This is a genomic window from Halodesulfovibrio marinisediminis DSM 17456 (genome assembly GCF_900129975.1).
GTDB lineage: Bacteria > Desulfobacterota > Desulfovibrionia > Desulfovibrionales > Desulfovibrionaceae > Halodesulfovibrio > Halodesulfovibrio marinisediminis.
In genome coordinates this window covers 255,064-273,351 of record NZ_FSRG01000004.1, presented here as the reverse complement: position 1 = coordinate 273,351, position 18,288 = coordinate 255,064, and the positions used below count along the sequence as shown (strand labels likewise).

The 18,288-nt window shown below is 45.8% G+C and carries 13 protein-coding genes; 7 read left to right on the top strand and 6 right to left on the bottom strand.

The window, feature by feature from the left end; all coding sequences use genetic code 11:
* Positions 1 to 68 precede the first annotated feature (68 nt).
* Entirely contained in the window at positions 69 to 959 is an 891-nt protein-coding gene (locus BUR09_RS05765; protein WP_074216008.1) for a zinc dependent phospholipase C family protein, read from the top strand.
* A gap of 355 nt (positions 960 to 1,314) precedes the next feature.
* Here BUR09_RS05765 and BUR09_RS05760 read toward each other — a convergent pair whose 3' ends face one another.
* Both BUR09_RS05760 and BUR09_RS05755 read right to left on the bottom strand, forming a co-directional pair.
* Positions 1,315 to 1,647, bottom strand: a complete 333-nt coding sequence (locus BUR09_RS05760) for a hypothetical protein (protein ID WP_074216007.1) — start codon at positions 1,645 to 1,647, stop codon at positions 1,315 to 1,317.
* Positions 1,648 to 1,684: 37 nt separating this feature from the next.
* Complete coding sequence (locus BUR09_RS05755) at positions 1,685 to 3,331, bottom strand: hydantoinase/oxoprolinase family protein (RefSeq protein WP_074216006.1); 1,647 nt, start codon at positions 3,329 to 3,331, stop codon at positions 1,685 to 1,687.
* Between the two features lie 611 nt (positions 3,332 to 3,942).
* Here BUR09_RS05755 and BUR09_RS05750 point away from each other — a divergent pair.
* Entirely contained in the window at positions 3,943 to 4,335 is a 393-nt protein-coding gene (locus tag BUR09_RS05750) for a MucR family transcriptional regulator (protein WP_074216005.1), read from the top strand.
* Between the two features lie 122 nt (positions 4,336 to 4,457).
* Here BUR09_RS05750 and BUR09_RS05745 read toward each other — a convergent pair whose 3' ends face one another.
* On the bottom strand, positions 4,458 to 6,044 hold the full coding sequence (locus BUR09_RS05745; protein WP_074216004.1) for a peptide chain release factor 3: 1,587 nt from the start codon (positions 6,042 to 6,044) through the stop codon (positions 4,458 to 4,460).
* Positions 6,045 to 6,357: 313 nt separating this feature from the next.
* On the opposite strand from BUR09_RS05745, the gene BUR09_RS05740 reads away from it, so the two are divergent.
* The gene (locus BUR09_RS05740; protein WP_074216003.1) at positions 6,358 to 7,719 is read left to right on the top strand and encodes a deoxyribodipyrimidine photo-lyase; all 1,362 of its coding nucleotides are present in this window, start codon (positions 6,358 to 6,360) and stop codon (positions 7,717 to 7,719) included.
* An 18-nt stretch (positions 7,720 to 7,737) separates the two neighbouring features.
* Here BUR09_RS05740 and BUR09_RS05735 read toward each other — a convergent pair whose 3' ends face one another.
* On the bottom strand, positions 7,738 to 10,371 hold the full coding sequence (locus tag BUR09_RS05735) for a cytochrome ubiquinol oxidase subunit I (protein WP_074216002.1): 2,634 nt from the start codon (positions 10,369 to 10,371) through the stop codon (positions 7,738 to 7,740).
* 1 nt (position 10,372) lies between these two features.
* Positions 10,373 to 11,434: a hypothetical protein gene (locus tag BUR09_RS05730; protein ID WP_074216001.1), complete on the bottom strand. Its 1,062-nt coding sequence runs from the start codon at positions 11,432 to 11,434 to the stop codon at positions 10,373 to 10,375.
* A 437-nt stretch (positions 11,435 to 11,871) separates the two neighbouring features.
* Here BUR09_RS05730 and BUR09_RS05725 point away from each other — a divergent pair, with 437 nt between their 5' ends.
* The 4 genes from BUR09_RS05725 (at position 11,872) to BUR09_RS05710 (ending at position 16,204) form a co-directional block, all read left to right on the top strand.
* Positions 11,872 to 12,660, top strand: a complete 789-nt coding sequence (locus tag BUR09_RS05725) for a type III pantothenate kinase (protein ID WP_074216000.1) — start codon at positions 11,872 to 11,874, stop codon at positions 12,658 to 12,660.
* A gap of 77 nt (positions 12,661 to 12,737) precedes the next feature.
* Complete coding sequence (gene eno / locus BUR09_RS05720) at positions 12,738 to 14,027, top strand: phosphopyruvate hydratase (protein WP_074215999.1); 1,290 nt, start codon at positions 12,738 to 12,740, stop codon at positions 14,025 to 14,027.
* 366 nt (positions 14,028 to 14,393) lie between these two features.
* Entirely contained in the window at positions 14,394 to 15,584 is a 1,191-nt protein-coding gene (locus BUR09_RS05715; protein WP_074215998.1) for an oxygen-binding di-iron domain-containing protein, read from the top strand.
* 131 nt (positions 15,585 to 15,715) lie between these two features.
* A complete protein-coding gene (locus tag BUR09_RS05710) occupies positions 15,716 to 16,204 on the top strand; it encodes a cytochrome P460 family protein (RefSeq protein ID WP_074215997.1) in 489 nt (162 codons plus the stop codon).
* Positions 16,205 to 16,424: 220 nt separating this feature from the next.
* Here the strand turns inward: BUR09_RS05710 and aspS are convergent, their stop codons facing one another.
* Positions 16,425 to 18,254, bottom strand: a complete 1,830-nt coding sequence (gene aspS, locus BUR09_RS05705; RefSeq protein ID WP_074215996.1) for an aspartate--tRNA ligase — start codon at positions 18,252 to 18,254, stop codon at positions 16,425 to 16,427.
* Positions 18,255 to 18,288: the final 34 nt, after the last annotated feature.

Here is an 18,288-nt window from a genome sequence, read left to right as displayed (position 1 = left end):
CTGAGCAGCAGTATTACTCTTTATCTCAGCCCGGCTTTTTCGGGCATTCTTAGAGGGGATGGGGTAATATGAAAAAAGGTTTGGTATTGGCGGCGGTAGCTGCCTTTGCTTTTGTTTTGCTTCCGGAAGCTGCATACGCATGGGGACCGGGAGTTCACATTTCCATAGCAGAATGGCTGCTTTCCAATCTTTCTATTCTTCCTGCATCTGTTGCGCACACCATTGCACTGCACAAAGACGCCTTTAAATATGGCGCACTCTCAGCCGACATCTTCATTGGAAAAGGCAGCACAGTTGTTCCCGGTCACAGTCACAACTGGGAAACAGGTCTAACGCTACTCAAAAACGTTCAAAGTCCTAAACTACGCGCCTACGCATATGGCTACCTTTCTCACCTTGCAGCAGACGTAGTAGCGCACAACAACTATGTTCCTAGCCTCATGTCTGGAGCGCCAACTTCCGGCAAGCTCGGACATGTATACATTGAAGCACAAGCAGACCGTATGGTACGTTGGAACAGTAACAGCGTACGCGGGCTATTCAAAATTTCCTGCACCGACCATGACTGCGAACTTCTCGCAGCCACAAACAAGAACAAAAACGGCTTTGCCATCCGCAAGCAAGTGTTCCGCAGCAGCGTAGCACTCTGTGGTGCATTCCCATGGAAAAGCTCTCTCAAGCTTATCCATAACACTATGCCCGGTGCAGCAGACCGCAAATATTTACGATCCATGATTGACGCCAGTGCGCAATCCGTAGTCAATATCCTTTCATTACAAGACAAATCCGCAGTCACAGGTGTAGACCCTATAGGTGAAAGAGCACTTGCCGACTCAAAAGGACTCTGCGCGGGCACACCAATTATTCCACGACGCAATCCTTTCCCGCTTGTCTTCCCACTCGACAAGCGAGTCTCAACGTTGCCTAAGCTGCAAGCGTCACATCGCATCGTGTTATAACAAAATTTTTTAAAGCACCGCAGGAAAGCCTGCGGCGCTTTTTTTATTTTTGCCTCCGGCGTCCAAAGAACCCTGTTGAAACAAAGTCTTCTGGACTCTCCAACAACTTTTACCTACGAGGGCAGCACGTTATTTACGTCCCTCACGGCTTAAACTTCACTACCTTTTGTTGAAATAAAAAAAGGCCGTCTAGCTATGCAGGACAGCCCTTTTTTACTGTTCAAGTCAGTGCATCGAAGCCGTGTGAGAACTTCAACAACAGGCGTTATTCACCAATAAAAGTTTTTAGAAGGGGATCTGGGGGGAGGACCTTGTTTCAACAAGGTTTCCCCCAGCCGCCGGAGACCTTAAAAATTTATTTTGTTAACGGATCAACATCAGACGTTGTAGCAAAGAACAACTCTTTATCGTACGGCCCAAAATGCTTGGTTTCGCCCAAGAGCGTAAAAAATTCAACGCGGGAGTAACGACGCAGACGTTCTTCTGTTACACCATGTGTCTTGTAATACTCGCTACGATGCTGCGGGTCGCGTGTTTCTGTGAGATCATAAACTGCTTCTTCGGTTTCCCCCCATGCGTGCAGAACCCATTTTGTGCCATCATAAAGCCAGCCATGCACGATGACACAATCTTCACACTCACTTCCAACCTCAATAACCGCCTCAAAACTCTGTTCTTTATATTCCATAACATTTCCCTCTTTCTATCATATCATGTTGCAAAACTTAGCAGTTGCGCTCTGCCATAAACACAGACCCTAAAGCGTTCCCCACAGCAAAGTGATCAGGGAACGTAATGGCCGTATTCAATCGTTTAGCAACGTTTGTGAGCAAATATGGTGCAGCTGCACCGATTCCGATCATAGGTACATTGAGTGAAACGGTAATTTGAAGCAACGGATTCTCTTCGCGGTTTGTAAGATAACTGGCTAGATTGCCGCCTATCTCACGCTTGGAAAGATGCCTCAGCACTGTTTCTTCGATGACACGTTCTGCTTGGGTAAGAACGCGAAGGGCAAACTCTTCTGCTGTGCAACCTTCTATGGCTGCCAGAGTCTGGGCAGCACTAAAGGCAGCGGCATAATCACCGATATCAAGCTTCTTAAGAACATGGAGTGCATCCGTAGGAGTAAATCCAACTTCTATCACGTATTGCTTATGCAGTAATTTGGTCAATTCCTGCTCGAAAGTTATTTCAGCAATACCTAACTGCATAAGAATTGCTTGCGGTGTCATAGCCCCATGTTCTGCAAGGCATGTGAGAATAGTTGAACCTGTAACTAGATCGTGGGCTAAATTTGGTACCATTGCAATGCAGCGGGACAGCTTACCTTGGCCAATCCACTCTTCAGGAGCAGGAATGTCCTTTGCCATGCAGACCGGTGTCACCCGATCAGGCCCCACTTGCATTGGCTTTCCTTGGGTAAGCTGCACAAGACTGTCACCACCGATACCAACAGTAAACATCTCAACGGCTTCCACATGAGTTTCCCATTTGCCGATGGACATGCCACCAGTGTCCACAACTGGCTTGCCATCTTTAATGAGAGTAATATCTGTTGTGGTGCCGCCTACATCAAGAATAAGGGCATCTGTAGTATTGGTAGTTTTTGCTCCGAAAAGAGCAGTTGCTGCCGGTCCGCTGGCAATAGTTGATGCGGCATGCGTTAACGCTTCCTGCATCTGCATAGCGGTTGCATCTCCTCGTACTACAAGCACCTCACCTGTAATCCCACAGGCTGTAAGTGCATTACTTATGCCGGAAAGAAATTTCCGCATAACCGGTAACAGCTGAGCATTAAGACATGCAGTGGAAGCACGCTCTTTCATTCCTGCACGAGAACTTGCCTCGTGTGAACAAAACACAGGGGCATCACTCACCAACTTAACCGCCTTAGCTGCAACCAGTTCGTGTACAGGATTCATAAACGCCATAGAACTGCACACTGCCCATGCCTCTACGTCATTTTTTAATTCGTTTACCCCGTCTACAATAAACTGAATACCTAGCGGCTCCACCTCTTCACCTTTAATGGTGTGTCCACCGGGAACAAAGCGGGCTGCAACAGCCGGAACTTCGAGCCGCTGATTGAATCCGATAACAAAGAGAGCAACGTCTGCCCCCTTGTTTTCCACTAGTGCATTTGTCGCCAGAGTGGTGGAAACAGACGTTCTGACAATATCGGTCGGATTAATCTTAGATGCTGCCAACACCTTTTCTACAACCGACTGGATACCTCGCTGAATGTCATAGTGAGTTGTCGGACTCTTGGCTGTTGTAATAACTGCTCCTGACTCCAACTCCACAATGACTGCATCTGTATATGTTCCACCGGTATCAATACCAATACAATACCGTTTATTACTTCCCATTGCGTGTACTCCCATACATGAATGAGCGCACAGACTACCGTTCGAATAGGCAGTTTGGCAACCAAGCGCAAAACCATGTCAAAATAATGCAATTATAACTGTATCTAATTTAAAAATGTGCAAATTATAATGCTGCTATAATTCATTCTAATATGGAAGTTGTGCTCTAAACTGCAGTTAGGCTCAACTACATAAAAACGCACTTTACTTCCTCGATAACCATTACTCATTGCAGTCTATGTAATTCTTATCGAAGAAAAATTAGATCAAATGAAAAAGATATAGTGATCCAATGTGAATTGCGTAAATCATGGGGGAGTACCACGACTATACAAATTTCATATTAAAGAAATTTAAACCACCAACAGAGAAGACAACACTCTCTTAACGATTACAACAAAGCTTCTAAGAAATGGAACAGTACTTTTTTTATCGTAAAAACACTATTCCAACATAATATAATGGAAATGTTATATTTTACTACGTAGCTTCATGTAAGAATTTAAGAAGACAGTATTAGGGTCTGAACAGTGCCGGTGTTCTATCGATGACAGTTAATACGTGTGGAACATATTGCAACGAATTATGTGGCGTAACGGAAGGAGGAAACAATGGAAGAGTATTTGAAGCAGGCCTTGGATATTGTAAAGGCACAGGCTAGCGTTCGTACCATGACCGAAGACGAAATTGGGTCTATGATGCAAAAATTGGCTTTCGGCATTAAACAGATCGCTGAAGGCACTCAGGAAGAAATAGAGCAAGAGCCAATAATGGAGCCTAGCAAAGCCATTAAAGAAAAATCCATCACCTGCCTTGAATGCGGAAAATCTTTTAAGATCCTTACCCGCAAGCATTTACTTTCTCATGATCTGACTATGCAGGAATACCGCGAAAAATATGGCTACAAAAAAGGTATGCCACTTGTTTGTAAATCTCTCCAGCGTGAGCGTAGAAAGAAAATGAAAGACATGCGCCTTTGGGAAAAACGCAAAAAGAAAGCGTAGCAAACTTCTTTCTGTAGTTCAGAATACGTAGTGCAGACAAACTACTCAGCACTACATTGATCTGAAAAGAAAAACCCCGCATTGAAGTTACTCCAATGCGGGGTTTTAATATCTTTTTTACACTAGCGAATTTCGCGGGTAGTGCTGAATTCAATCTTTGGATAGCGTTCTTGGGCAGATTCAAGCTTCCAAGGGTTTGGAGCAAGATAGGCAAGACATCCTTCAGCATCAATTGCAAGATCGCTGCGGTAGTAGTCTTTAAAGTCTGCAAGGACCTTCTGGTCTTCACTGCTAATCCAACGAGCGGTGGTAATCATGCACGGTTCGTAGAGTGCGTTTACGTTATACTCTTCTTTCAGACGGTGTACGATTACATCAAACTGCAGGATACCTACGGCTCCAAGAATGTAGTCACTGTTTGAAATCGGACGGAACAGCTGAACTGCGCCTTCTTCTGCGAGCTGTTCAAGGCCTTTCTGCAGCTGCTTACGTTTCATAGGGTCTTTGAGCTGCACACGACGAAAATGTTCCGGAGAGAAGCTTGGAATACCGACAAACTTCAGCTCTTCTTTGGTGGTAAAGGTATCACCAATCTTAATTGTGCCGTGGTTATGGATACCGATAATATCACCGGCATACGCTTCATCTACACCAGTTCTGTCCTGCGCCATAAAGATTGTCGCGTTTGCAATCGCAATATCTTTACCTACGCGGTGGTGCTTAACCTTCATGCCACGGGTAAACTTACCGGAGCAGATACGCATAAATGCGATACGGTCACGGTGATTTTTATCCATGTTTGCCTGAATCTTAAATACAACACCGGAAAAATCTGTTTCGTACGGTGACACTTCTCGAGTGGTAGTAGGACGGCTTTTGGGAACCGGTGCAAGCTCAACAAACGCATCCAACATTTCCTGCACACCAAAGTTGTTGATTGCAGAACCGAAGAATACAGGAGTCTGTTCACCGTTCAGGTAACGTTCTTTGTCGAACGGGTTACCAGCACCTTCAAGCAATTCCAATTCATCACGAAGCTGTGCAGCGTAGTCACCAAGGTACTCTTCAAGGCGAGGATCATTAACGTCGTTGAAAACGAGACCTTCCTGAGTCTTACCTTCATGTACAGCGCTGAAGAGATGCAGTTCGTTTTTGTAGATATTCCATGTACCTTTAAATTCCTGCCCCATGCCAATAGGCCATGTAAGCGGCGCACATTCAATCTTCAGATGCTCTTCGATGTCAGCCATAACATCCAGAGGATCAAGGCCGTCACGGTCAAGCTTATTAATGAAGGTAACAATAGGTGTGTTACGCAGGCGACAAACATCCATGAGCTTCAAGGTCTGAGCTTCTACACCTTTTGCAGAGTCAATTACCAGAAGGCCAGAGTCTACCGCAGTGAGTACACGGTAGGTATCTTCGGAAAAGTCCTGGTGACCCGGTGTATCAAGCAGGTTTACTTCATGCCCCTTGTATTCAAACTTCATAACGGAAGAAGTAACAGAAATACCGCGTTCCTGTTCCATCGCCATCCAGTCAGAAGTAGCGTGGCGTGCCGCTTTACGGGACTTTACTGAACCCGCCATCTGAATTGCACCACCGTACAGCAAAAGTTTTTCTGTAAGGGTAGTTTTACCGGCGTCCGGGTGACTGATGATGCCGAAAGTACGGCGTTTATCAACTTCACGTGCTAAAGCTTTACTCATGGTTGTTCCTCTGTATTCCGTTTTGTACATAAAAACGGTGCGATCTCGCAAAAAACAGCGCGGAGAACCGCGCTGCTGTATGTGCTGAAATTGTAGGCGTTGAATTTTTCATCCAACGCCGTTGATGACTGCCTATTCCATAAAGACCTGCTTTGGTCAAGGAAGAAGACACAAGGCTTTCCCTGCAGGGATTCAGTGACAATACCAGCCTTCTGGAAACGTACCTTTACTACTAATCACCGCATGTTCATTTTCACCAAAGAACTCTTCTGCTAAACTGCATCTATCTCTCATTGGAGACAGGAGAATCACCATGCGGACAGAACGAATTCATATGGTACGCAAAAGCTTACTACCTAAAACGCCCCAAAGCGTAATCTATTGGATGCGTTGTGAACACAGAGTACAAGATAACTGGGCCCTACTCTATGCCTTGCAGCAGGCAAACGATCAGAATCTGCCTCTGCTAGTTCTTTTCTGCCTCTCCGGCTCAACACCGCAAGGCTCATACAGACAAAAAAAGTTCCTCTTCGACAGCTTAACCGAACTCCAAAGTTCGCTTGAGAAAGTTGGAATCCAGTTCCTTAATTGCAATGCACACAAGCCGAAAGAATTGGCAGAACTCATCACAATATTTACCCCATCCCTTCTTGTAACAGACCACTCCGCCCTCAAGCCACAACGGTTATGGCTCCATGCTATTAAGGAGCATACAGAGTGCGCTATTGCTGAAGTCGACGGACGTAACATAGTTCCCGTGCGCTATGCTTCTAACAAACAGGAATATGCAGCCCGCACCATCCGCCCCAAAATTCATAGGCTGCTGGAACAGTTCCTTACGCCTTTTCCAAAACTCACCGCCCCGCAGCAAGTATGGAAAGGCTCTCTTCGCTCAGAGCCGCTTACCACACCACAAACAGAACAAAATAGCCCTTCTGTTCTAACAAATTTTAAATCCGGTGAAAAAGCGGCTCAGGACGTACTCAATCATTTCGTGAACAAAAAAATTTACCAATACCTACACAGAAACGATCCCACAAAAAATGCACTCTCCAACCTTTCTCCATATCTACATTTCGGTATGGTTTCCGCTCAACGTGCAGTACTCACGACGTTAGACCACCCTCAAGTCCCTGCCGAAGCAAAAGAGGTCTTCCTTGAAGAACTCGTGGTACGCCGTGAGCTTGCAGACAATTTCTGCTTCTACAATCCACAGTATGATTCAACAGACTGCTTCCCGAAATGGGCACAGGAAACACTTACTAAGCATCGCTCTGACCCTCGTGACTACTTATATTCACTAAAGGAGCTGGAACAAGGAAGAACACACGATCCTCTTTGGAACGCTGCACAACAGGAGCTACTGTATCTTGGAAAAATGCACGGGTACATGCGCATGTACTGGGCAAAAAAGATTCTGGAATGGACTGCCTCACCTGAAGAAGCCATGCATCATGCGATTTACCTTAACGACACATACTCGCTCGATGGGGTTGATTCCAACGGATATACGGGGATAGCTTGGTCCATTGGCGGGATACACGACAGACCATGGCGTGAAAGGGCTATTTTCGGCACCATACGATACATGAACTATAACGGTGCAAAGCGTAAATTTAACGTTGAAGAATATATCCAGCAAGTCACAGATGCTGTAAAAAAGCTGCCCACATAAGCGGGCAGCTTTTAGTTGTTACTTTTCAACAATCGGGTGGTGTGCTGAGTCGTACACACTCATTTCCATTGTATGACATATGCAGGAACCTTCAGAACCAAGTGGTGCTGCAAACTTTTGATACTGCATCGGCGTAATGTTGTTACGCACTTCGCCATACCCGTTATCTGCCGGATACAAGGCATGAGCAGTGCCATGACAGGCCTGACACATGACCGCTTCCAAGTCATCCTTTCTGTTCTTAAAAAGACCTTGGGCATTTTCTGTCCACTTATTCACGGCTGAAGCATCGCTGTCTGGAGTCTCAGAGAAGGAATGACACACCCCGCAATCAGGTTGATTAGTCCATGCTTCGCGCGGCTGAACTTCATCAAACGTCGCTGACACTCGAGGAGTAAGGTTTGTCATCAAGAACTCTGCCCTTGGCTTTCCTTTTTCTTTTTCCGCCTTCAGCAAACCAAGTGCATGATCTTCCATTGTGCCATGACAGTTGGTGCATGTTATATCACGATCGACATGTAGCCCCCGCATTGCTTGGGTATTCGTGTTATGAGCTGCTGGATGACAGCTTTCACAAGTTATGTCGTCACGACCTGTAAGATAATTTGCATGCCAACCATGAATGGCTGCAGAAAAACCAAGAATTTCTTTTTTACCGGCATCGCCAGTCCGTGAAGACTCGTGGCAGGATTGACACTTCGGCGGGGTACCGTGCTCAGCCTTATCAACAAGGCTGGTACCATTAATTTTGTCGTGTGCGGCAAGAATATTATCCGCAGTCTTATTGGAGATACCGGCTGTATCAGCCACACGCCATGAGCCATCATGACAGTTTCGGCATCCCCATTCAGTTGAGATAGGAACAGCAACTTTAGTTGCGGCAAGAAGTTTGCCGTCTGCCGTACGTGCTTCTACATTTAACAAAGGATACGGGTTAACCGTTCCACTGTTTGAATATGGAAAGATCGGCAAAGAACAAGCTACGAAAGCCCTGTTCTCCTCATCGAGCTTAAAAGTACCTATAAGATTTATATCACATATGCCGGTGTCCGGCGGCAAATCTTTGCCCGTAAGTTGGTTGGCGTAATGCCAGAATGTCACATGCTCAGCTGGGGTAGAAAACGCTTTTTCAATTCGGTACGTGAGAACTACATCTTCTGTAACAATCTCTGGAACTTCATCACGCAGAAAGAGTTGGGCGCGAATCGTTGAGCCGGGTATCTGCATGGTAAAATTCGAATAGTTATCAGAAATTGTGTTCACACCTTCCGTTCCCCATGCAACAAGAACATATTCTGAGTCTTCAAGATTAAACGCCGGCAATGTAACATCTTCTATTTGAGGCTGTTTTGCCGGTTCCTCTTCAAGCGATTTATTCATCGCATGGGCAAGGTATGCAGAAACAGCCTTTCGTTCGGCATCATTACCAAGGAACGGTGGCATAAATTCACGTAACTTTCCTTGCCCATTGAACTGTGCCATCAAGCCTTCTCGGGTAAGACCAGCAGCCACTTTCTCTGCGGCAAACATAGGGCCGCTCAAGCCGTGACACCCTAAGCACTGTATCCGGTACAAGTCCTCTCCGGCTTTAAGAAGGTTATCCTCATTGATTTCTCTAATATTTGACCACTTAGCATAGGCAAGCATTCCATTTTTACGAATATCTTCTGTCTGTTCAACCAGAACTGAATTTGACCACATGTACCCGTAAATAATGTATGGACGACGCCCAGCCTCTCGAATCCATTCAAACGTACCTATCTGTCCAATACCAACCACAAGCAACACCGCAAGCAACACAGGACGCACTGCCTGCGGTGTAACGTAGGCAAAGGTTAGCACTCCAACCAGTAAGACTGCTGAAAGCGGAAGAAAAATCTCTACAAGCTGTGGAGTCTGTGCAGACTTTTTAAGCACCATAGAAAGCTGAGCTTCTGGAAGGGCAAACACATACCAGACCGCACAGGCGACAAGAAGAGCAAAGGGATACGCCACAAACCGAACAGCATAGCGAATCATCTGCTCACGTGTTTTTTCGTCTTCGATTCGATACGCAGTCACAAGAGCAAACAGCCCTGCAAACATGAGGCAAATAGAGAATCGTAGCCAGAGAGAAGGCCAGAACGTCGGATTCCAAAAGCCATCCCAGAAGGCTTTCGTTTCAAGCCAGTTCCCCGGTGTCAGCATCATGGTGATAATGCCGTTAACAACAAACAACGAAAGAAACGCGAATAGCGCATACAACCAGCCGATGATTTGATGATCACGGCGGGACATCTTTCCAAAACGATAATGGTAAATAAGAAGGGCTACAATTTCACAAAGAAAAAACACCCACTCTGTTGCCCATCCAAATCCAAATCTACGAACCAGCACCGAGGTAGCCGCTGGCGAAACCAGACTGATAGTGAACCATATACCTACACCAGTCAGTCCCCCTGCGACCATGGTCAACAAAAGGAAAAACTTGGTATGACGTTTTACGTACTCAACAATGTGAGGATTATCTTCCGCATAGCCTTTACGCTCTGTAAGCACGAGAAAGAAACCACCGCCAACCGCAAAATGGGCGATGAACACATGAATAATCGAAATACATGCAATGAGCAGTCCGCCGGAAACAGAAGGCAGCCACCATACTGGGTATTCCATACTACACCTCCTCACTGCTACGCATTGCAAGATTAATCATATAGGCAATGACACCAAGACCAAGCACCAAGGCAACAATGAACATCAGGAAAGGAGATACTTCTGTTTCAACCGGTAGGGCTGCCAAGCCGCCATACGGATCAAGCATAGCTTTGCGGACCAATGCCCTCAAACCTGCCATCACAAGCACGGTAAAAACTAGGGTAATAATGGTTCCGTATAAGTTTCGTGCTGCCGCTTGGAACAGCAACATTGCAACGGACGCGAGCCCAACCAACAATGCTCCTGTGTAGAACTCTGACCCGCCGGAAAAGAGGTGACGCAAATGTTCCGGCAACGAAAAAAACAATGTCGCGCCGATCATGATCTGAACCAGTGAGGTGATCAGAAAAATATTCAACCCCAACCGCTCTTCCTGCATAGCCAGTTCTTCAGATTCCTTAGCAATCTTATGTCGGGCAACAAGGGCTAACACCAAACCACCAACGGCTATAGAAGCAACCACAACATGCAGGTATCGCGGCCAAACGGTCTGGTCACCAAAGTTAAGAAGGGTGCCACCGGAGGAAGCAAAGTAAGCAAACCACATATCCGGTCGCAGCATCAGCGTCATATTGTTGGAAAACACAAGTCCAATGCACAACATGGCTACACTACTCAGAAAGATCGACATGGAAACTTTTGCATGCCCGCCGTATCGACCGGCAAACACATACAAAGCATAGTAGGCAAAAATAGCGAGAAAAAAGACACTCAACCAATACATCGCCATCAAAATGGAACTTGTATACATGTATTGTCCGTAGAGTATCTGGATGAATAAGAGAGGAGCAACACCTAAGTTAATAGCCAGTGCAAACAGTGACGGCAAAACCTTGGCAATTTTTTTGATAGCAATACTATTTTTGTTCACAACGCTACGTACTGAACAGACTATAGCACCGCCCAGAACAGAATTAATGAGAATAATGTGTAAAGCAAACGTGACAATCAAAAGTCCTTCCAAACAACCGGCAGCCACCGGTATGGCTTCTGGAGCAGGAATAAGAGCAGCAGCTTGCATTAAATCTCCTTACAGGATGTGCTACAGAGATGTTGTAAACTGTTTCATGTAGCTTTATTTGTTTTTTCTCTTTTTTGTTCTCTTGTTTTATTCTATCAAAGAGGGTACGTGCCGCTACAGCACAAGTCGTTGGCGCAGTAGAGTGCATGGTCAAGCCATGTATGAATAAAGATGCCGTGACCTGAAAACCACAGAGCATTTTTGCCAACAAAACAACGCATACCCTTATATTTCGTATGAGTGTTTTGGGCGATTTCAATAATTTGTAGATGCCGCACAGTATACTACTATGTATTGTCTGTATTCAGATTTAATTTTAATACTGAAATACCAGTAGTGAGCATGAGATAATTAACAAAGTGATTTAGTATTCGTTAAAAAAACATTCACTGACTTTAGATTCCATGCTCAGGCGTTGAGATTCAACCAGAGGAAATATGACTAACACTGTTCTATTATTCGATATTGGGAATACTAATATTAAAATTGGTATTACAGAAAGAGAAGATCTCGCCACAACATATGTCTTACCCACAGATCCACACCAAACTTCTGATTCTATTGGGTTTCGCATCTTAGACATCCTCTCTCACATGTCTATTTCCCCAGATGAAATCCGGGCATGTATCGGTAGCTCTGTTGTTCCGGATATGAATCCGATTATCCGCAATGCCCTCAAACGCTACTTAAATCAAAGACTGCTACTTGCTCCGGAAGATATTCCTATTCCATTAGAAAACCGATACACACGGCCTGAACAGGTTGGTGCTGACCGCCTTGTAGGTGCGTACGCTTCACGCAAACTCTACCCGGAAGCACGTTCTATCGTTTCTGTAGATTTTGGCACCGCTACAACTTTTGACTGCGTGCAAGACAATGCATATCTTGGCGGACTTATCTGCCCCGGTGTTAAGTCTGCTGCATCTGCATTAGCCAGCAACACTGCAAAGCTTCCGCAGATCAGTCTGGAAGTGCACAGCGACATGCCTGTTTTTGGCCGCAGCACATCCACCAGTATCAACCACGGTTTTATTTTCGGCTTTGCAGCAATGACAGAGGGCTTATGCAAACGTCTTTCCGGCACGCTTGAAGGCCCAATGGAAGTTGTTGCAACCGGCGGCTTTGCTAAAGATATCGCGCGCGTTGCATCATGTTTTGACCATGTCCGCTCTAACCTTTTAATGGAAGGTTTGCGGTTATTATATTTGGAAAGTGGCATCCGGTAGCACACCGTACCCACTGTGTTTTTTGTACTTTTGTTAGAAAAGAACGGCCAACCGGTCGGACTACAAGGAGTTATAGAATGAGTACTATTGTTTCCGTATGGGCAAGAGAGATTTTGGATTCCCGCGGCAATCCAACCGTTGAAGTTGAAGTTTCCCTCGAATCCGGTCACTCCGGCCGCGCCGCTGTTCCATCCGGCGCATCCACCGGCACCCGTGAAGCACTCGAACTGCGTGACGGTGACAAAAACCGTTACCTCGGTAAAGGTGTTGAAACAGCTGTTAACAACGTAATGGGTGAAATTGCAGAGAACATCATCGGTCTCGACGCAACCCGTCAGGTTAACATCGACAACATCCTCATCGAGCTCGACGGCACCGAAAACAAAGAACGTCTCGGCGCTAACGCAATGCTCGGCGTATCTCTCGCAGTTGCACGTGCAGCAGCAAGCTACCTCGGCCAGCCTCTGTACCAGTACCTTGGCGGCATCAACGCTAAAGTACTTCCAGTACCAATGATGAACATCATCAACGGTGGCGAGCATGCACCAAACAACCTCGACATTCAGGAATTCATGATCATGCCTATCGGTGCTCCTACTTTTGCTGAAGCACTCCGCATGGGCGCAGAAGTATTCCACGCACTGAAAAAACTTCTCTCCAACGACGGTCACGTTACCTCTGTTGGTGACGAAGGCGGCTTTGCTCCTAACCTCGACAGCCACGCAGAAGCTTTTGACTACATCATGAAAGCTATCGAAGCTGCTGGCTACGTTCCAGGTAAAGAGATTGCTCTTGCAATCGACGCTGCTGCTTCTGAATTCTACAAAGACGGCAAGTACGTTCTTTCCGGTGAAAACAAGACCCTTACTTCTGAAGAAATGGTTGATTGGCTCGCAGCATTCACCGAAAAATACCCGCTCATCTCCATTGAAGACGGTCTCTCCGAACAGGATTGGGACGGCTGGAAGCTTCTTACCGAAAAACTTCCTACCACCCAGATCGTTGGTGACGACATCTTCGTGACCAACCCTGAAATCCTTGCTGAAGGCATCGAAGAAGGTTGCGGTAACTCCATTCTGATTAAACTTAACCAGATTGGTACCCTCACCGAGACCCTCGACACCATCGAAATGGCAAAAGGTGCTGCATACTCCACCGTTATCTCTCACCGCTCCGGTGAAACTGAAGACAGCTTCATCGCAGACCTCGCAGTGGCAGTGAACTCCGGCCAGATCAAAACCGGTTCCCTCTCCCGCTCCGACCGTCTCGCTAAATACAACCAGCTGCTCCGCATCGAAGAAGACCTCGACGACGATGGTATCTTCTTTGGTCCATACATGGCAGCTCACTTCGGTCTCGGCGACTAATCATCGCTCCGAACAGCACAGCATTAAAGCCGGAACGCCTTCGCGTTCCGGCTTTTTTATTTTTGCAGTGGGGTTGTCTGCAACACATTCTCATCGACGCCCATTTTGTCTCTGGCGGCCAGAGGACCTTGTTATCCATAATCTCTCATTTTTCGAGAACGGCTAAGGCTCTGTAGAAAGGTTCTCTGGACTCTTTAAAGACTTTTACTCGCGAAGCCAGCTCGTTGTTTACGTAGCCTCAAGATTTATGCCCTACTACCTTTCTTAAAATAACAAGGCGTCACAACTTCACAAAAGAGTTATCAAATAATCCACCTATCAACCATGCTACACTCTCCTGCAATTACAACTAAGTAGGAGAACTACGTGCATAAAAAGGTAACCAATAATGTCTCATGGGTTGGTAAAATAGACTGGGAACTCCGCACCGCGCATGGAAAAGAGTATTCCACACACAAAGGAACTACATACAACGCCTATCTTATTAAAGATGAAAAGACGGCATTAGTTGATACGGTGTGGGAACCATATGGTGATGAGTTTGTCGAAAATCTTAAACGAGAAATCGACTTAGATCAGATAGATTATATCATCTGTAATCATGCAGAACCTGACCATAGCGGCGCGCTACCGGCATTAATGAAACATATTCCCAACACGCCGATTTATTGCACCAAACAAGCCATTACATCACTTTCTGGGCATTATCATCAAGACTGGACTTTTCACCCCGTAGGTACTGGTGACAAATTATCCCTCGGGAAGAATGCCCTCACATTTCATCCGATCCCTATGGTACATTGGCCGGACTCCATGATGACGCACCTCTCCGGTGAAAATATTCTATTTTCCAACGATGCATTCGGACAGCACTACGCACATGAACTGCTGTTTAACGATCTGGCAGACAAATGCACCTTGTACGAAGAAGCCATAAAGTACTTTGCCAATATCCTTACCCCCTTCAGTTCCATTATCAAAAGTCGCATTACGGACTTCCTCGTCACAGGGATTCCTGTGAAAATGATTGCGCCCAGCCACGGTATTATCTGGCGCAACAATCCGGAACAGATCATCGAACACTATCTTCAGTGGTGCGATGCATATCAGGATGACCAAATCACTATCATCTATGACACAATGTACAATGCCACTAAGATAATTGCAGAAACAATTGCTCAGGGAATACTGCAGCACAGTCCTGCAACGCAGGTGAAACTGTTTCATGCTGCAAAAGCAGACAAAAACGACATTCTAACGGAAGTCTTCCGTTCTAAGGCAGTGTTATTAGGATCACCAACCTTCAATAAAGGTCCCTTATCCAGCTTAGCAGCTCTACTCGAAGAGTTTCAAGGACTTAAATTTATGAACAAAAAGGCAAACGCGTTTACATCGTATGGATGGAGTGGAGAAGCTGCAAAGATATTAAATGCACAACTTACAAATGCAGGATTCACTGTTACAGGTGAAGAGTTCCGCGTAAACTGGAGAATGGACACTGATGATCGTACAAAAGCATTGCAATTCGGGGTCGATTTTGCTTCTGCAACATTTTAGCTAAACCGCATTATAAAAAAATCAGGCATTATAGAATAAATATAACAACAAAATCAACAAGTAATAAAACACATTACATCTTGAATAGTATATATCACAGCTAGATCATTCGACTATTTCGGAGGATTACTATGAAACAACGTATTATGGTTGTATGCTTTATCAGCTCTCTATGTTTGTTTTCTGCATGTTCGATCTTCAAACCTTACCAAGGTGCACTGCCTCCGATGACTGATGCCGACGCGCTTTGGCAATACATCACCCTGACAAATCCTTATACTGAATGGAATCAGTTTGATGATACAAACGGCATGAAGAACGGTTCGCCACCTCATGGAGCTCGTATTCAAATCTATCCCAACAAAATTGCGTCACGATCTGTCTATCAAGCTGAAGAAGGCTCCATTATTGTAATGGAAAATTATGACGAAGACGGGACAACTCTCCTTACCATAGACCTCATGCAAAAACGCCCAAACTACGCCCCTTCCGCTGGAAATTGGTTTTGGGCTTCGTATGAGGCAAACGGAACGGTTATTGAGGAAGGTAAAATCAAACGTTGTGTTGAATGTCACGTTAGCATGGCATTTGGTGATTACACGTTTATTCACCAATGGTGATTACGCAATAAACGTCTCCCTCTCCTACTTTCCGTTAAAACTGCTCCCACGCCCCTATTTGAGCAGTACAAACTCCTCGTTTGCTGTAACGCAGTTCGCCACAGCAAACAAAAAGGCAGAAGCGTAGATGCATCACTACGCTCCTGCCTTTTTTATTTCATTTCGTTTGCCAGCTAATCACCGACAACGATCTATCTAGACAGAGTCTATTTCAATACTACTACTCAGCAGCTTCTTTTTTAATCTCGCGCAAACGCAGGCTCAGTTCACGCAACTGGTTGTTAGAAACAGCAGATGGCGCTTTAGTGAGCAGACAGGTGCCTTTCTGGGTTTTAGGGAAGGCAATAACGTCGCGGATAGAAGGAGAGTTGGTCAGGATCATAACAAGACGGTCAAGACCGAAGGCGATGCCGCCGTGTGGTGGCGCGCCATATTCAAATGCTTCCATGAGGAAGCCGAACTGTTCTTCTGCTTCTTCTTTGGAGAAACCGAGTGCAGAGAACATTTCTTCCTGACGCTGACGGTTATGCATACGGATAGAACCGCCACCAACTTCACTACCGTTAAGTACGAGGTCGTATGCGCGTGCTTTTGCATTAGCAGGATCTGTTACCATTACATTTTCTTCGCCATCCTGAGCAGAAGTAAACGGATGGTGACATGCTACATAACGTTTTTCATCAGCATCGTACTCAAAGAGAGGGAAATCTGTTACCCACAGGAAGTTATAGGTGTTTTCCGGAATAAGTTCGAAACGTTTTGCAACTTCAATACGCAGGTAACCAAGAGCGTTATTTACCATATCTGCAGAACCAGCCTGGAAGAATACGATATCGCCAACTTCAAGGCCGAGTTCTTCGGTAAGACCTTTACGCTCTTCATCAGAAAGGAACTTAGCAATCGGAGACTGCCATTCGTCTTCTTTAATTTTGATCCATGCAAGACCCTGAGCACCGTAAATTTTTACGAAATCAGTGTACTGATCAATTTCCTTACGAGTAAGAACAGCACCACCAGGTACACGCATAGCTTTTACGAGTTCTGCGCTGGAGAAGAGACGGAAACCGGAGTCTTTTACAACGTGGCTTACGTTCTTAAGGCGGAGGTCGAAGCGGGTATCCGGCTTATCAAGACCGTACTCTTCAATCGCCTGATCGTAGGTCATGCGTGGGAAGGTGCTTGGAATTTCAACATCAAGGCACTCTTTAAATACACGCGCTACAAGACCTTCTGCCATGGTCTGAACCTGCTTTTCATCAGCAAAGCTCATTTCAATATCAACCTGAGTAAATTCAGGCTGACGGTCAGCACGAAGGTCTTCGTCACGGAAGCAACGAACAACCTGGTAGTAACGGTCCATACCTGCAGCCATGAGCAGCTGTTTGAAAATCTGCGGAGACTGAGGAAGCGCGTAGAACTCACCTTGGTTTGTACGGCTAGGTACTAGGAAGTCGCGTGCACCTTCAGGAGTAGACTTGGTCAGGAACGGAGTTTCCACTTCGAGGAAGTCCAGCTCATCGAGGTAACGACGAATAGCCTGAGCAGCACGGTTACGAATGATGAAGTTATTTGCAAGCTTAGGACGACGAAGATCTAGGTAGCGGTATTCGAGACGTAAGTTCTCAGAAGCATCTACACGGTCTTCAATCTGGAACGGAGTGGTCTTAGCAGTATTAAGCAGTTTCCACTCAGTTACGTAAACTTCAACTTCACCTGTTACCATGCTGGTGTTGGTCATACCTTCTGGGCGATGACGAACTTCACCTTTAATAGCAACAACATATTCAGTACGCAAAATGTGCGCGAGCTTGTGCGCTTCTTTGTTCACGTCCGGGCTGAATACTACCTGAGTAAGGCCTCTGCGGTCACGAAGGTCGATAAAAATCAGGCCACCATGATCGCGACGGAACTGTACCCAACCCATCAGGCATACTTCAGAGCCGATATTATTGGCATTCAGCTCGCAGCAATTATGGGTGCGAACCCACCCGTTAAGAGGCTCGATGTACTGCTGATGGTCCTGCTGAATATCCAGATTTTGATCGCTCATTATCGTTTCCTTTAAAAAATTCATAAAGACAGCA